This window comes from Variovorax sp. 01N425 (assembly GCF_056399465.1).
Map to the genome: position 1 here is coordinate 305,271 of NZ_JBFTRJ010000004.1, position 14,796 is coordinate 320,066.

13 protein-coding genes are annotated in these 14,796 nt (G+C 67.4%); 4 read left to right on the forward strand and 9 right to left on the reverse strand.

The features are described from left to right. Positions 1-14 precede the first annotated feature (14 nt). The 5 genes from urtE to urtA form a co-directional block, all read right to left on the reverse strand. Entirely contained in the window at positions 15-704 is a 690-nt protein-coding gene (urtE, locus tag AC1DSC_RS09285) for an urea ABC transporter ATP-binding subunit UrtE (RefSeq protein WP_436287841.1), read from the reverse strand. A gap of 323 nt (positions 705-1,027) precedes the next feature. After that, positions 1,028-1,771 carry an urea ABC transporter ATP-binding protein UrtD gene (gene urtD, locus AC1DSC_RS09290; protein ID WP_124958114.1) on the reverse strand — a complete coding sequence of 248 codons (744 nt, stop codon included), beginning with the start codon at positions 1,769-1,771 and terminating at the stop codon, positions 1,028-1,030. 22 nt (positions 1,772-1,793) lie between these two features. After that, positions 1,794-2,993, reverse strand: coding sequence for an urea ABC transporter permease subunit UrtC (urtC, locus tag AC1DSC_RS09295; RefSeq protein WP_436288298.1), 1,200 nt, complete (start codon positions 2,991-2,993; stop codon positions 1,794-1,796). Between the two features lie 34 nt (positions 2,994-3,027). Continuing rightward, complete coding sequence (gene urtB / locus AC1DSC_RS09300) at positions 3,028-3,942, reverse strand: urea ABC transporter permease subunit UrtB (protein ID WP_012748243.1); 915 nt, start codon at positions 3,940-3,942, stop codon at positions 3,028-3,030. Between the two features lie 140 nt (positions 3,943-4,082). Next, on the reverse strand, positions 4,083-5,351 hold the full coding sequence (gene urtA / locus AC1DSC_RS09305; protein ID WP_028254250.1) for an urea ABC transporter substrate-binding protein: 1,269 nt from the start codon (positions 5,349-5,351) through the stop codon (positions 4,083-4,085). 254 nt (positions 5,352-5,605) lie between these two features. Between urtA and AC1DSC_RS09310 the strand changes: the two genes are divergently transcribed. Together AC1DSC_RS09310 and AC1DSC_RS09315 are read left to right on the forward strand one after the other, a co-directional pair. Next, entirely contained in the window at positions 5,606-8,992 is a 3,387-nt protein-coding gene (locus AC1DSC_RS09310; RefSeq protein ID WP_436287842.1) for a hybrid sensor histidine kinase/response regulator, read from the forward strand. Next, on the forward strand, positions 8,970-9,878 hold the full coding sequence (locus tag AC1DSC_RS09315) for a response regulator transcription factor (RefSeq protein ID WP_012748246.1): 909 nt from the start codon (positions 8,970-8,972) through the stop codon (positions 9,876-9,878). Before AC1DSC_RS09310 ends, AC1DSC_RS09315 begins: the two co-directional genes overlap by 23 nt. 38 nt (positions 9,879-9,916) lie before the next feature. Here AC1DSC_RS09315 and AC1DSC_RS09320 read toward each other — a convergent pair whose 3' ends face one another. Beyond that, positions 9,917-10,381, reverse strand: coding sequence for a hypothetical protein (locus tag AC1DSC_RS09320; protein ID WP_412511127.1), 465 nt, complete (start codon positions 10,379-10,381; stop codon positions 9,917-9,919). A 137-nt stretch (positions 10,382-10,518) separates the two neighbouring features. Beyond that, positions 10,519-11,670 (reverse strand): ATP-binding protein, encoded by a 1,152-nt coding sequence (locus AC1DSC_RS09325; RefSeq protein ID WP_436287843.1) that lies wholly within the window; start codon positions 11,668-11,670, stop codon positions 10,519-10,521. Positions 11,671-11,798: 128 nt separating this feature from the next. Here AC1DSC_RS09325 and AC1DSC_RS09330 point away from each other — a divergent pair, with 128 nt between their 5' ends. Beyond that, complete coding sequence (locus AC1DSC_RS09330) at positions 11,799-12,083, forward strand: DUF1488 family protein (RefSeq protein ID WP_012748248.1); 285 nt, start codon at positions 11,799-11,801, stop codon at positions 12,081-12,083. Here the strand turns inward: AC1DSC_RS09330 and AC1DSC_RS09335 are convergent. Then, positions 12,069-12,980, reverse strand: coding sequence for a DMT family transporter (locus tag AC1DSC_RS09335; protein ID WP_436287844.1), 912 nt, complete (start codon positions 12,978-12,980; stop codon positions 12,069-12,071). The genes AC1DSC_RS09330 and AC1DSC_RS09335 overlap by 15 nt on opposite strands. 38 nt (positions 12,981-13,018) lie before the next feature. Continuing rightward, on the reverse strand, positions 13,019-13,792 hold the full coding sequence (locus AC1DSC_RS09340; protein ID WP_436287845.1) for a helix-turn-helix transcriptional regulator: 774 nt from the start codon (positions 13,790-13,792) through the stop codon (positions 13,019-13,021). A gap of 136 nt (positions 13,793-13,928) precedes the next feature. Between AC1DSC_RS09340 and AC1DSC_RS09345 the strand changes: the two genes are divergently transcribed. Continuing rightward, the gene (locus tag AC1DSC_RS09345) at positions 13,929-14,750 is read left to right on the forward strand and encodes a substrate-binding domain-containing protein (protein ID WP_436287846.1); all 822 of its coding nucleotides are present in this window, start codon (positions 13,929-13,931) and stop codon (positions 14,748-14,750) included. Positions 14,751-14,796 lie beyond the last annotated feature (46 nt).

The window sequence follows — 14,796 nt, forward strand, 5'->3', positions numbered from 1 at the left end:
TGGTTGGGTTGTGGTTAAACGGAGAGATAAGCCTTGATGTGGTCGACGTCGGTCTTGTCGCGCGCGGTCTCGTGCACGAGGCGCCCGCCTTCGATCACGAAGAGCCGGTCGGCCACGTCCATGGCAAAGCTCAGCACCTGCTCGGACACGACGATGGTGATGCCGCGCAGCTTGCGGATCTCGTTGAGGGCCTTGGCAATGTCCTTGATGATCGAAGGCTGGATTCCTTCGGTGGGCTCGTCGAGCAGCAGCACCTTGGGGTCGGTGACGAGGGCGCGCGCAATGGCAAGCTGCTGTTGCTGGCCGCCCGAGAGGTTGCCGCCCTTGCGGCGTTTCATGTCCCAGAGCACGGGGAACAAGGCGTATATCTCTTCGGGGATGCGTTTTGTCTTCGAGTTCTCGAGGCCGGTCTGGATGTTCTCTTCCACCGTGAGGGTCGGAAAGATCATGCGGCCCTGCGGCACATAGGCGATGCCCTTGGCCACGCGCTTGAAGCTCTCGTCGCGCGATACATCCTGTCCCGCCACTTCGATGCGGCCACTCTTGAGCGGCAGCACGCCCATGAGGCTCTTGAACAGCGTGGTCTTGCCCATGCCGTTGCGGCCCATGACGGCTATTGTTTCGTTGGCATGGCCTTCGAAAGAGATGCCGTGCAGGGCCTCGCTTTGGCCGTAGGCTACGTGGAGGTCTTCTACTTTCAGCATGATGTTGCTCATCTGGTTGTTGCTCTAGTGCTCTTGTTTTTTTCGCTGCTGTTCAGGGCGCGTGCACAGGCCACCGGGTACTTCCCTCCGCGAATGTCCCCCGGGCTTCGCCCTCCTCCTTGATTTCGCTGCGGGAAGCACCCGATGCCCTGTGCACGATGGGCGCGGCTGTGGTGCTGGCCGATCAACAACCGTTGCGCATAACGATCACGCCGATGGGGTGCCTTGCGCAGCGAAATCAAGGAGGAGGCCGCAGGCCGGGGGACATTCGCGGAGCAAGGTACCCCGTCGGCGTGTTCGCGCCCTGAAAGACAGCGCTTCATCTAATGCCCCAGATAAACATCAATGACCTTCGGATCCGCCTGCACCTTCTCCATCGGCCCCTCGGCCAGGATCTTTCCCTGGTGCATCACGGTGACCTTGTGCGCGATCTGCTTCACGAAAGCCATGTCGTGCTCGATGACGATCACCGCGCGGTTCTGGCAGATGCGCTTGAGCAGGTCGGCCGTGAGCTCGCGTTCACGGGCGCTCATGCCGGCAATGGGCTCGTCGAGCATCAGCAGCTCGGGCTCCTGCATCAGCAGCATGCCGATCTCCAGCCACTGCTTCTGGCCATGGCTCAGCAATCCTGCCTCGGTGCGCAGCCGGTCGGCCAGGCCGATGTCCTCGGCCACTGCCTGGACCTTGGCCTTGACCTCGTCGTCGCACTTGAACGCCAGCGCGCCGAGCACCGAGCGGCCCTTCGGGAACGACACCTCCAGGTTCTGGAACACGCTCAGGTTCTCGTAGATCGACGGCGTCTGGAACTTGCGGCCAATGCCCAGCCGCACGCGCTTGTGCTCGGCCATCTTGGTGAGCTCGGTGTTCTTGAACTTGATGCTGCCGGCGCTGGCGCGGGTCTTGCCGCAGATCAGGTCCAGCAGCGTGGTCTTGCCCGCGCCGTTGGGGCCGATGATCACGCGCAGCTCGTTCCTGTCGATGTAGAGCGTGAGGTCGTCGATGGCCTTGAAACCGTCGAACGAAACGCTGAGGTCTTCCACGGCCAGCGCGAAGTCGGTGTTGCTCATGAGGTGGTGGCTCCGGTGTTCTTCAGGCGCGCTGGCTGCCGACACCGTCGGGCAGTTGGGGTTCGAGCGCCGCGGCCGCGGCCGGTGCAGCAGGCGGCAGTGGCGTGGAGGCCGGCGGCTGCACCGCGGCTTCGCGCAGCGCCTTGCGGCGCTCCTTCCACCAGGGCCTCAACTTCTCGTCCCACAGGCCCGCGAGCCCCATCGGGAAGGCCATGGTCACGCCGATGAAGAGGCCGGCCATCAGGAACAGCCACAGGTCCGGAAAGCTCTCCGAGAACAGCGTCTTGCCTGCGTTCACCAGCAGCGCGCCGTACACCGCGCCCACCAGGCTCATGCGGCCCCCCACGGCGCAGAAGATCACCATCTCGATCGACGGCACGATGCCCACGAAGCTCGGCGACATGAAGCCCACCTGCAGCGCGAACATCGCCCCGCCGATGCCCGAGAGCCCGGCCGCGAGGCAGAAGATGAAGACCTTGAAGTTGGACACGTCGTAGCCCGAGAAGCGCACGCGGTCTTCCTTGTCGCGCATGGCGAGCAGCAGCGTGCCGAGCTTGCTGGTCTGGATCCAGCGGCACAGCACGATGCTCGCGACCAGCAGGCCCACGCAGACGTAGTAGAGGACGTACTTGGCGCCGTCGGTGCGCGTGTCCCAGCCCAGCATCGTCTTCAGGTCGGTCATGCCGTTGACGCCGCCCGTGTAGCCCTGCTGGCCGATGATGAGCACGGTGCAGATCAGCGCCACCGCCTGCGTGATGATCGCAAAGTACACGCCGCCCACGCGGCGCTTGAACATCGCAAAGCTCACGAGCCAGGCCAGCGCCATCGGCGCCAGCACCACCAGCGCGAGGCTCAGCGGCAGGCTCTTGAACGGCAGCCACAGCGCGGGCAGCTCGGTGATCTGGTTCCAGTCCATGAAGTCCGGAATGCCGGGCGTCGACTGGATCTTGGTCGTGATGGGGTCGGAGGCTTCGAGCTTGAGGAACATCGCCATCGCATACCCGCCGATGCCGAAGAACACGCCCTGCCCCAGGCTCAGCACGCCGCCGTAGCCCCATACCATGACCAGGCCGACGGCAACGAAGGCATAGGTGAGGTACTTGCCCACGAGGTTCAGGCGGAAGATGTCGAGCGACAGCGGCAGCACGACCGCCAGCAGCAGCACCAGCAGCAGGAGGCTGCCGAGCTGGTAGCGCAGGATCGAGGCCTTGATGAAATTCATCATCGGAACGTTCTCCAGGAAGGAATCGGGTTCATCAGCGGCGGACCTTGACTGCGAAGAGGCCCTGCGGCCGCATCATCAAGATCAGCACGATCAGTGAGAGCGTCAGCACCTTGGCCATCGAGCCGGTCATGAAGAACTCCGAGATCGACTGCGTCTGCGCAATGCCGAAGGCCGAGACCACGGTGCCCAGCAGGCTGGCCGCGCCGCCGAAGGTGACGACCAGGAAGGCGTCGACGATGTAGAGCGAGCCCGAGGTCGGCCCGGTCGAGCCGATGGTGGTGAAGGCCGCGCCCGCCATGCCGGCAATGCCGCAGCCAATGGCAAAGGTCAGGCGGTCGGTCTTCATGGTGTCGATGCCGGTCGCGTTGGCCATGGTGCGATTGGCCACGGTGGCGCGCACGCGCAGCCCCCACCGGCTCTTGTGCAGCGCAAGCAGCACGCCGCCGGTGACCAGCGCGGTGAGGGCGAGCACGAACAGGCCGTTGATCGGAATGTCCAGGCCTTCATGCGGCGTCCACGAGCCCATGAGCCATTCGGGCAGCGTGGGGCTCACTTCCTTCGGGCCGATGAAGGTGCGGAAGATCTGCTGCAGCCCCAGGCTCACGCCCCAGGTGGCGAGCAGCGTGTCGAGCGGGCGCTTGTAGAGATGGCGGATCAGCACCCACTCCACGATCCAGCCGACGATGAAGGCGAACACGAAGGCCAGGCCGATCGCGATCGGAAAGTAGTACGGCATGAACGCGGGCGCCAGGCTTTCGGTGACGCGCGCGGCCAGGTAGATCGAATAGGCGCCGATGGTCATGAACTCGCCATGCGCCATGTTGATCACGCCCATCTGGCCGAAGATGATCGCGAGCCCGAGGCCCATCAGCAGCAGCACCGCGAACAGGCTCAGCCCCGCGAAGCCCTGCATCAGGCCGATGTTCATCATGTCCGACAGAGTCATGGCAACGATTCCGGTGTTGGGTATTGGCTCCTTCCCCTTCCGGGGGAAGGTTGGGATGGGGGCAGGCAGAGCGTGCCCATGGGTGACGCCGCTTGCCCCCACCCCTGCCCTCCCCCGGAAGGGGAGGGAGCGAGACAGGGTTACTGGTAGCCTTTGGGAAACGGATCCGGCTTGATCAATTCCGCCGACTCCGCCACCACCTTGAACGTGCCATCCAGCTGCCCTTGCCCGATGCGCGCCTTGCTCCACAGATGGTGGTTCGCATCCAGCTTCACGTAGCCCTCAGGCGCCGTCTTCAGCTCGATGCCCGGAGAGCCGGCCACCACCTTGTCCACGTCGAAGCTGCCGGCCTTCTCCACCGCCGCCTTCCAGAGCCACGGGCCGAGGTAGCCGGCCTGCGTGACGTCGCCGATCACCGCGTCCTTGCCGTACTTGGCCTTGAAGGCTTCCACGAACTTCTTGTTGTTCGCGTTGTCGAGCGACTGGAAGTACTTCATCGACGAATAGAAGCCCGCGAAGTTCTCGCCGCCCACGCCGGTCATCTCGTCTTCCGTCACGGCCAGCGTCAGCAGGAACTGCTTGTCGCCTGTGATGCCCGCGGCCTTGAGCTGCTTGTAGAAGGCCACGTTCGAGCCGCCCACCACCGCCGCGAAGATGCAGTCGGGCTTGGCCACCTTGATCTTGTTGATCAGCGAGTTGAAGTTGGTGTGGCCCAGCGGGTAGTACTCCTCGCCCTTGACCGAGCCCTTCTGGAAGTTCTCGATGTGCTTGCGCGCGATCTTCATCGAGGTGCGCGGCCAGATGTAGTCGGAGCCCACCAGGAAGAAGGTCTTGGCCTTCTTCTCCTTGGCGCCCCAATCGAGGCCCCAGATGATCTGCTGCGTGGCTTCCTGGCCCGTGTAGATCACGTTCTTGCTCTGCTCCAGGCCTTCGTAGAAGGTCGGGTAGTACAGGAGGCCGTTCTCCTTCTCGAACACCGGCAGCACGGCCTTGCGCGAGGCGCTGGTCCAGCAGCCGAACACCGCGGCGCAATGGTCGTTGACCAGCAGCTTCTTCGACTTCTCGGCAAAGGTGGGCCAATCGGAGGCGCCGTCTTCCTTGATGACCTTGATCTTGCGCCCGAGGATGCCGCCCATCGCGTTGATCTGGTCGATGGCGAGCTGCTCGGCCTGGATCGAGCCGGTCTCCGAGATGGCCATGGTGCCGGAGGACGAGTGCAGCTGGCCCACCGTCACTTCGGTGTCGGTCACCGCGAGCTTGGTGCTGTTGACCTTGGCCGTGGGGAACTGCGACTGGCCGAAGCTCAGGCCGGACAGGCCCATCACGGGCAGCGCGGCAGCGCCCTGCAGCAGCCGGCGGCGGCGCAATGCCAGGGCATCGAGGGAAAGATCTTCTGAATCACGCGACATCGGGAAACTCCAGGCAGGTTGTTGGAAGGGTGAGCCGCGCACCATCGCAGTGCGTCGGACGGTGCCCCGAGCACCATGGCTGGTACTTTAGAAATCACCTGCGCCGGCGCGAATACGTCATTCAACGTAGCGGCCGCAAGCGCCCGGGCCTGCAGACTTGCGAGCCGCGCACAAGGGCGCAAAGCACGCAGGGAGCGCTTCTTGCTCTGCTGCCTTCCATGCCGCCGCCCTCGCCCTTGCCGCAAGCCCCCACCATGCAACCCGTCACCGGCCAGAAGATCTTCCGCATCCGCCGCGACTACAACGCGTGGGTCGCGAACGAAACGCTGGAGGACTACGCGCTGCGCTACACGCCGCGCAGCTTTCGCAAGTGGTCGGAGTTCCGCGTCGCCAACGCGGCCTTCGGCGCCACCTCGTTCCTGGCGCTGGAGGCCATCGGCGGCGCCATCGCGCTGAGCTACGGCTTCTCGAACGCGCTGTGGGCCATCCTGGTGGTGGGGCTCATCACCTTCCTGACCGGCCTGCCGATCTCCTACTACGCGGCCCGGCATGGCGTGGACATGGACCTGCTCACGCGCGGCGCGGGCTTCGGCTACCTGGGCTCCACCCTCACCTCGCTGATCTACGCGAGCTTCACCTTCATCTTCTTCGCGCTGGAGGCGGCCATCCTCGCGCTGGCGCTGCAGCTGTACTTGGACTGGCCGCTGCCGCTGCTCTACCTGCTGTCGTCGGTCGTGATCGTGCCGCTGGTGATGCGCGGCATCACGCTGATCTCGGGCCTGCAGCTGTGGACGCAGCCGATCTGGATCGCGCTGTTCGTCTGCCCGTTCATCGCGGTGCTGGTGAAGAAGCCCGGGCTGTATGCCGACTTCACCGGCCTGGTGGGCCGCAGCTCCGACAGCAGCAGCTTCGATCCGCTGATGTTCGGCGCCGCCGCCACGGTGGCCTTCTCGCTGGTGGTGCAGATCGGCGAGCAGGTCGACTACCTGCGCTTCCTGCCCGAGAAGACGGCCGCCAACCGCGGCCGCTGGTGGGCCGCGGTGCTGGTGGCGGGGCCGGGCTGGATCGTGCCGGGCATGCTCAAGATGATGGGCGGCGCCTTCCTGGCCTTTCTGGCGCTCCAGCACGAGATTCCGGCCCGGCACGCGGTCGAGCCCACGCTGATGTACCTCACGGGCTTTTCGTACGTGCTGCGCGATCCGGCCTGGGTGCTGGCGATCACCACGCTGTTCGTGGTGGTCTCGCAGATGAAGATCAACCTCACCAACGCCTATGCGGGCTCGCTGGCGTGGTCCAACTTCTTCGCGCGGCTCACGCACAGCCACCCGGGGCGCGTGGTGTGGCTGGTGTTCAACGTGGTGATCGCGATCCTGCTGATGACGCTGGGCGTGTTCGCGGCGCTCGAGCATGTGCTGGGCTTCTACAGCAACATCGCCATCGCCTGGGTCGGCGCGCTGGTGGCCGACCTGGTCATCAACAAGCCGCTGGGCTGGAGCCCGCGTACCATCGAGTTCAAGCGCGCGCACCTGTATGACATCAATCCGGTCGGCCTGGGCGCGATGCTGGTGGCGGCGGCGCTCGCCATGCTGGCGTACTCCGGCGTGCTGGGCCAGTGGGCGCGCGCGTTCTCGCCCTTCATCGCGCTGATCACGGCGCTGGTGGTCTCGCCGCTGCTGGCCTGGCGCACGCGCGGACGCTACTACCTCGCGCGCAGCGACATCCGGCGCTGGACGCCGGGGCAGATCGTGAAATGCTCGGTGTGCGACAACAGCTTCGAGTCGGAGGACATGGCGCACTGCCCGGCCTACAGCGCGCCGATCTGCTCGCTGTGCTGCACGCTCGAATCGCGCTGCCACGACCGCTGCAAGACCGATTCGCGCGCGGCCGAGCAGATGAGCGGCTGGCTCCAGGCACTGCTGCCGCCCGCGCTGTCGGGCCGGCTCAACTTCCGCGTGGCGCACTACCTGATGGTGGCCACCTCGCTGGTGGCGCTGCTGGCCACGGTGATGGGCGTGGTGTATGCGCAGGAGGCCATCGTGGGCGCCGATGCGGTGGACCCGGCGCTGCGCAGCGCCTTCCTCAAGGTGTTTGCGCTGCTGTCGCTGGTGGCGGCGGTGGCCGCCTGGTGGATCGTGCTGGGCAGCGAGAGCCGGCAGATGGCGCAGGAGGAATCGAACCGCCACAACCACCTGCTCACCGTCGAGGTCGAGGCGCACCAGCGCACCGACGCCGCGCTGCAGACCGCGAAGGAAGCCGCCGAAGCCGCCAACCAGGCCAAGACCCGCTACGTGGCCGGCATGACGCACGAGCTGCGCACGCCGCTCAACAGCATCCTGGGCTACTCGCAGATCCTGCTCAAGGGCGAAGCCGTGGCGCCGCCGCGCGAAGCGGTGCAGACCATCCAGCGCAGCGGCGAGCACATGCTGGGGCTGATCGACGGGCTGCTCGACCTGGCGCGCATCGAGGCCGGCCGGCTGCAGCTGGAGCCCGCCCCTCTCGCGCTGCCGGCCTTCCTGGACGAGGTGGTGCACATGGTGCGGCCGCAGGCCGAGAACAAGGGCCTGGCGTTCGTCTACACCCACAGCGGGCGGCTGCCGCCCTGGGTGCATGCCGATGCCAAGCGGCTGCGCCAGATCCTCATCAACCTGCTGGCCAACGCGGTGCGCTTCACCGACAGCGGCACGGTCACGCTGCATGTGGATGCGCGGCGCGAGGTGCTGCGCTTCGACGTGGTCGACACCGGCATCGGCGTGGCGCCGCAGGACCACCAGCGCATCTTTCTTCCGTTCGAGCGCGGCGCCGCCGGGCGCCGGCGCGGCGAGCCCGGCACGGGCCTGGGCCTCACCATCACGGGCCTGCTCACGTCGCTGATGGGCGGCGAGCTGGCGCTGGCTGCCACCTCGCCCGCGGGCAGCACCTTCAGCGTGCGGGTGTACCTGCGCGAAGTGGCCGACCCCGGACCGCAGGCAGAAACGCGCCGGCCGGTGTCGGGCTACATCGGCGCGCGGCGCACGCTGCTGGTGGTGGACGACCAGCCGGTGCAGCGCCAGATGCTGGCCGGCATGCTCGCGCCGCTGGGCTTCGAGGTGCGCGAGGCCGCGAGCGGCACCGAATGCCTCGACAGCCTGCGCGAGAACCTGCCCTCCGCGATCCTGCTGGACCTCACCATGGACGACATGGATGGCTGGCAGACCGCGGCGCTGGTGCGCGCCTCGGGCTTCGACCGCCTGCCGATCATCATCGTCTCGGCCAACATGTTCGAGAACCAGGGCGAACTGCTGCGCGCCGCGGGCTGCCAGGCCTTCGTGGGCAAGCCGGTCATCGAGTCGCAGCTGATCGCCACGCTGGAGCGGCACCTCGGCCTCGAATGGCTGGCGTCGAACGACGCGATGCCGCCCACCATCGACATGGCGCCGCGGCCGGTGCAGCTCGCGCTCTCGGAAGACGACCGCGCCGAGCTGATGCGGCTGGTGCAGATGGGCCACATGCGCGGCCTGCACCAGGTGCTCGACCGCCTCGCCGCCGCCTCCCCACCGGCCGCGGCCACCTGCACCTGGCTGCGCGGCATGGCCAACCGATTCGAACTCGACAAGCTCCGCAAGGCACTCGCAGAACAAGATGCAGACACTCTCGCCCCCTGATGAAGCCGAACGCCCCGTGGTGCTGGTGGTGGACGACGCCCCCAGCAGCCTCGGCATGCTGTGCGACACGCTCGAATCGAGCGGCTACACCGTGCTGGTCGCGGCCGATGGCGAGGCCGCGCTGCAGCGGCTCGAACTGGTGGTGCCCGACGCGATCCTGCTCGACGGCCTGATGCCCGGCCTGTCGGGCTTCGAGACCTGCCGGCGCATCAAGGCCAACGCGGCGCTCGCGCACATTCCGGTGCTGTTCATGACCGGCCTTTCGGAAACCGCGCACGTGGTCGAGGGCTTCGAATGCGGCGGCGTCGACTACGTGGTGAAGCCGATCCGCGCGCAGGAGGTGCTCGCGCGGCTGCACACGCACACGCGCAACGCACGCATCACGCGCATGGCGCGCGATGCGGTCGACGTGGCCGGCATGGGCGTGGTCTTTGTCGATGCGCGCGGGCGCATCGCATGGCGCTCGCCGCAAGCCGCGCTGTGGCTGCATGCGCTCGATGCGGCGCCGGCCGCCGGGCTGCTGCCCGCCGCGCTCGCACCCGCGCTTGCGCCCGGCGCGGCCATTGCGGTGGCCACGGCGGCAGGCGCACGCATCTCGGTGCGCAACCTCGGCGCCGCGGCGCTCGGCGAAACCATGCTGCTGTTCGCGGCGCAGCGCGAAGGGGCCGCGGGCAAGCCGTCGGCGCGGCTGGCCGAAGCGGCGCTCACGCCGCGCGAGACCGAGGTGCTCTCATGGCTTGCCAAGGGCAAGACCAACCGCGACATCGGCGAGATCCTGGGCACCAGCCCGCGCACGGTCAACAAACACCTCGAGCACATCTTCGAGAAGCTGGGCGTCGAGACGCGCGCTGCCGCGGCGGCACTGGCCAGCGGACAGCTGGCCTGATCGATTTACCCAGCGGGCAGCCGGCCTGATCGAGTTGCCTACCTCTTCGTTGCCGGCGTTGCAGGCACCGCAGGCGTCGTCGCGGTGCTGTCGGCCTTGGAGCCCGGCACGGCCGGCGTCGCGGGCGTGGCAGACATCGTGGACGATGCCGAGGACGAAGAAGAAGAAGACTGCGGCGACGGCGTGGCCGGTGTCGCAGGTGTGGCTGGCGTTGCAGGCGATGTGGCCGTGGCCGGTGTTGCAGGCGTGGCGGGTGTTGCCGGCGTCGCCGCGTTGGCCGAGGCATTGGAGCCGCTGGCCGCGCCCGCGCCATTGCCGTTGGCGCCTGCGCCAACGCCCGCGCCCGCGCCTACACCGGCGCTGCTGCCGCCACCTCCACCGCCCCCGGCACCGCCACCACCGCCTCCTCCGGAGCCGCCGCCCGCAGCCAATGCGAGCGGGGCCACGCAGGCGCCCATCAAAACCGCCACCAGGGTCGGTGCAATACGTCGTGTCAGCTTCATCGAGATCTCCTTGTTGGTGTTTCGACAAGGCCAAGCTAGACACGGCCGGAAAGCCGGCTTGTAGTCCAAAGTCTTCATGGCAGGCCGGCCCAGTCGCCGGTGCCATGCAATGGATAGCTGCGCGGCGCCTGTCGGCATCACCCGCCGGGCTGGGTCGCCTGCTTGCCGCCGCGAGGCAGATGAACGGTGAACGCCGTGCCTTCCGCCGCGGACGAGGTCACCGTGATGGTCCCGCCGTGCCCCGTCACGATCTCCCGCGCAATGTAGAGGCCGAGGCCCAGGCTCGTGGCGGGCCGCTCGTGGGGCGCCGATTCGCGTGTCGCAACCTGCACCAGCGGGTTGAAGATGACCTGCATCGAATCGGGAGGAATCGGCCTTCCCTGGTTCTTGACGATCAGGCTCACGTGCACCCCCTCGTTCCGGATCGCCAGCGCCACGGGATGGGCGAGGTCTCCATGCTGCACGGCGTTGCTCAGCAGGTTGGTGAGTACCTGGCGCATTCTGGGCGCATCGAACATCAGCACCACATCGGCCGGAAGCTCGGCGACGAGCTCCCGCTTGGGATAGGCCGCGCAGACCTCGTCGAAGGCCTCCTGGCACAGGGCGCTCAGGTTGCCTTCCTGTGGCACCACCTCGATGCCGCGGCCGAGCCGGGTGCGCGTGTACTCGAGCAGGTCGGTGACCATGTCGTTGATCGACGCAATGCTTCGCCTGGCGATCTGGAGCGTGCGCTCCTTGGGCTTGGTCTCGCCTGCCAGCTCGAGAAGATGGATGCAGGAGCTGAGCGCGCTCAACGGGTTTCGCAGGTCGTGCCCCAGCACGGCCAGGAAGGTGTCCCTGGAATTGGCCACATGGTCCGAATAGGTGGCCATGGCCTCGGCAAGGCCCTGGTCGATGCCTTCGTTGAAGCGCATCACTTCTTCCAGGACCACGGCATCGACCGTGCCGACCTGCCCCATCCACAAACGAAGAACCGTGGCCCGCAGCGCGCGGTATTCCGCGCCCAATTGGGAGAGGTCGAACCCCACCCGCTGGCGCAGGCCTCCGTGTTCGGCGGCAAAAGTCTCCTTGAGGAACGGCAGCGCAAGTCCCTTGGACTTTGCTTCGCGCTGCCTTTCAGACTGGGCCGATTCCATTTCGCCGGCAATGGCCAGCAGGATTTCATGCGCATGGTCCCGCAGTTCGACAACGGACATGGTCTCCGCCGGCGGGATCATCGTTCGTGCAAAGGATTCCCACTCGACGAGGATGGGTTCGATGTTGTCCTTGATGAATTGGCTCAGGCGCATGCTGGCCGGAGTATGCGCCCGTGTAGGACAACAGGAGGTACGGCCACAACAGCCACTGCCCGGACGCTGGAGAAAAAAGGGTACTCGATGAAGCGTATCCTGAGGCTCCTCCTACCGGAACACACGCCATGTCTGAACAGCCTCTTTCCGGGACGGACCCCGTCGATCCACCCTTCTTCCACGAGGCCTCGGGCACGGTCCGCTTCTGGGTGCTCATCGATGGCCAGCACATGGGCGCGAGCATCAGCAAGGACGTCCTGCGCTACCGCTTCCGCCCCGGCGCGCAGGGCGACGACCCGATGGAAATCTACGCGCAGTACGCGGACCAGCTCGAAGCGGCCGTGCGCCGGCGGGCGGCGCAGGGCTCGATCGAGCCGGTGATGCTGCGCGAGTTCGACCTACCCCGCGGTTGATTCCACGCGCGCACCGCGCGTGCAGGCACCGCTGGCCAGCGTCACGCCGATCAGGGCGCTGGCAATCGCGACCCGGTCGATGCCCATGACGGGCTCGGCCAGCCACCACCACCCGCCCAACGCGGAGAAGACCGGCGCCAGCCCTCCGAACGCCGCCGCCTGCGACGCGCCAAGGCGCGCAACGGCCGCGCCGAAGATCCACAGCCCCAGCAAGCCCGCAGCCGCACCCTGCATCAGCGCCTGCCACAGCACGTCGCGCAGCGGCGCATCGGCAAGGCCCGTTCCGCCCCGCCACAGCAGCCACGGCACGAGCAGGATCGCCGACCACGCACTGACGACCGCCGCACCCTGCCATGCGCCAAGTCCCGCGCGCCTGAACGACAGCGTGAAACCGGCCCACAACGCGGCCGCAAGAAGAAAGAGCAGATCGCCGCGCCAGGCGCCCGCATCGGCGCCGCGAAAACTGCCCGCCCCCAGCATGCCGATGCCCGCCGCAAGGAACACCAGGCCGAGCGCCCGCGCGCGGTCCGGGCGTTCGCGCCAGAACATCCAGGCCAGGCCCGCGGCAAAGAGCGGACATGCGCCCGCCATGAAGACACCCATGTGCGCCGACGGGGCGAACCTGGTGCCGCTCATCGCCACCAGCCCGAAAGGCAGCCCCGCGCCAAGCACCATCCCGGTCAGCCACCGCAGCGGCACCCCGCGCGGCAGCAGGCCGACGCGCAGCCACACGGGCATGAGCACGATCGCCGGTATGCCGTAGCGCAGGATCGCCAGGTCGGCCGGAGCGATGGTGGTGGTGGTCGAATGGCGCGTGGCCACCTGCCAGATGCCCGCGATCAGCGCCGAGGCCACGCCGGCGGCCAGGCCGGCTGAAAGACGCACATTGACCGTCATCTGCTGGCTCCGTTGATTGCGAAGCCCGCAGTGTTCTGTCAATGCAGGCGGCGCGCTTCCAGATTCGTGCGCATCTGGCTCGGCGCCATGCCAAAGGCGCGCCGGAAGGCCACCGTGAAGTGCGCATGGCTTGCAAAGCCCAGGTCGGCCGCAAGCGCGCTGATGCTTGGCTCACCTTCGCGCAGGCGATCGAGCGCGAGCGTCATGCGCAGCTGGTTGCGCAGGCCGTGCAGGCTCGTTCCCGTGTGCATGCGGAAGCGGCGCGCCAGGTGGAATGCCGAGCAGTGGACCGCCTTGGCGATCTCGTCGAGCGTGTCGCTGCGCTCCGGTGCCGCGGCGATGTAGTCGCGGGCGCGCTCGACCGCACGGTGGACCTTCGGCGGCGCCGGCCGATCGGCCGGCCGCATGCTCTGGACCAGGCCGGCCAGATGCTCCTGCACCTCGAGCGCATCGATCGCCTGCATCGCATGGGCCTGCAGGCATTGGCGCAGCAGCAGTTGGCCGCCCAGCGGCAGGTACACCCGGCCCGCCGGCGCCAGGTCTTCGGCCAGCGTGACCACCACGCTGCGCTGGCCCGCCATCGGGTGCTTCAACTGGTAGGGTCCGTCGGGCGACAGCCACAGCGCGGCCGCGGGATCGCAGACGAAGGCGTCCGCGCCCAGCCGGCATTCGAAGCGCTGGCTCAGCGGCAGCAGCAGACGCGGCCCCTGCACGCGATAAGGCGGGCTCCAGCCGGGCTCGGCCGTCTCCAGCGTGGCCAGCTGGCAGCTGATGGAGCCGCTTTCGAAGAGCAGGCTGCGAAGGTAGGTCATGGGTGTGAAAGGCAGCAGTGCCGCCCGTCCGGATTCTGCCAGCCGGGCCACAGGCCCTGGTGTTTACCCCGAAGGCGCTGAAGGCCGATTGACAGCCTCGCTGCCTACGATCGAGGGAATTTCATCCGGAGACACCATGAAGACCACCCCCACCTTCTCGCTCGCCCGCCTGACCCGCCGCGCCAGCCTGCTGGCTGCCGCATCCGTTCTTGCCGCATGCGGCAGCTTCGGCATCGCACCGCCCGCGGCCGGCGACATCCACGTGATGACCTCGGGCGGCTTCACGGCCGCCTACAACGAGCTGCGCCCCGGCTTCGAACGCAGCAGCGGCCGCACGGTCAAGACCGCGTATGGCGCCTCCATGGGCAATGCCGAAGATTCCATTCCGAGCCGCCTCTCGCGCAACGAGCCGGCCGACGTGGTGATCCTCGCGCGGCCCGCGCTCGATTCGCTGGTGGCGCAAGGCAAGGTGGTGCCCGGCAGCCAGGTCGACCTGGTGCGCTCGTCGATCGGCTTTGCGGTGCGCAAGGGCGCGCCCAGGCCCGACATCTCGACGGTCGATGCGCTCAAGCGCACGCTGCTGGCAGCGCCTTCCATCGCCTATTCGGCCAGCGCGAGCGGCACCTACTACGAGACCGAACTGCTCAAGAAGCTCGGCATCGAGGACCAGGTCAAGCCCAAGAGCAAGCGCATCCTGAGCGAGCGCGTGGGCACCGTAGTGGCGCGCGGCGACGCGGCGCTCGGGCTGCAGCAGGTGAGCGAGCTGCTGCCGATCGCGGGCATCGACTACATCGGCCCCCTGCCCGCGGAAGTGCAGCAGGTGACGGTGTTCTCGGCCGGCATTGCCACCGCCTCCAAGCAGCCCGACGCGGCGCGCCAGCTGATCCGCTATCTCAATTCGCCCGAGGCGGCGCCGACCATTGCAAAGACCGGGCTGGAGCCGCTGACGGCGCGCTGAGGCGCAGCCCGGGCTCAGTAAACTGGCGTCCATCATCTTTCCCGGA

Coding starts and splice junctions, on each gene's coding strand:
- urtD (WP_124958114.1), bottom strand. CDS start 1,771: ATGAGCAACACCGACTTCGCGCTGGCCGTGGAAGACCTCAGCGTTTCG.
- AC1DSC_RS09335 (WP_436287844.1), bottom strand. CDS start 12,980: ATGACGGTCAATGTGCGTCTTTCAGCCGGCCTGGCCGCCGGCGTGGCC.
- urtA (WP_028254250.1), bottom strand. CDS start 5,351: ATGTCGCGTGATTCAGAAGATCTTTCCCTCGATGCCCTGGCATTGCGC.
- urtC (WP_436288298.1), bottom strand. CDS start 2,993: ATGAATTTCATCAAGGCCTCGATCCTGCGCTACCAGCTCGGCAGCCTC.
- AC1DSC_RS09325 (WP_436287843.1), bottom strand. CDS start 11,670: ATGCGCCTGAGCCAATTCATCAAGGACAACATCGAACCCATCCTCGTC.
- AC1DSC_RS09330 (WP_012748248.1), top strand. CDS start 11,799: ATGTCTGAACAGCCTCTTTCCGGGACGGACCCCGTCGATCCACCCTTC.
- AC1DSC_RS09320 (WP_412511127.1), bottom strand. CDS start 10,381: ATGAAGCTGACACGACGTATTGCACCGACCCTGGTGGCGGTTTTGATG.
- AC1DSC_RS09315 (WP_012748246.1), top strand. CDS start 8,970: ATGCAGACACTCTCGCCCCCTGATGAAGCCGAACGCCCCGTGGTGCTG.
- urtE (WP_436287841.1), bottom strand. CDS start 704: ATGCTGAAAGTAGAAGACCTCCACGTAGCCTACGGCCAAAGCGAGGCC.
- urtB (WP_012748243.1), bottom strand. CDS start 3,942: ATGACTCTGTCGGACATGATGAACATCGGCCTGATGCAGGGCTTCGCG.
- AC1DSC_RS09340 (WP_436287845.1), bottom strand. CDS start 13,792: ATGACCTACCTTCGCAGCCTGCTCTTCGAAAGCGGCTCCATCAGCTGC.
- AC1DSC_RS09345 (WP_436287846.1), top strand. CDS start 13,929: ATGAAGACCACCCCCACCTTCTCGCTCGCCCGCCTGACCCGCCGCGCC.
- AC1DSC_RS09310 (WP_436287842.1), top strand. CDS start 5,606: ATGCAACCCGTCACCGGCCAGAAGATCTTCCGCATCCGCCGCGACTAC.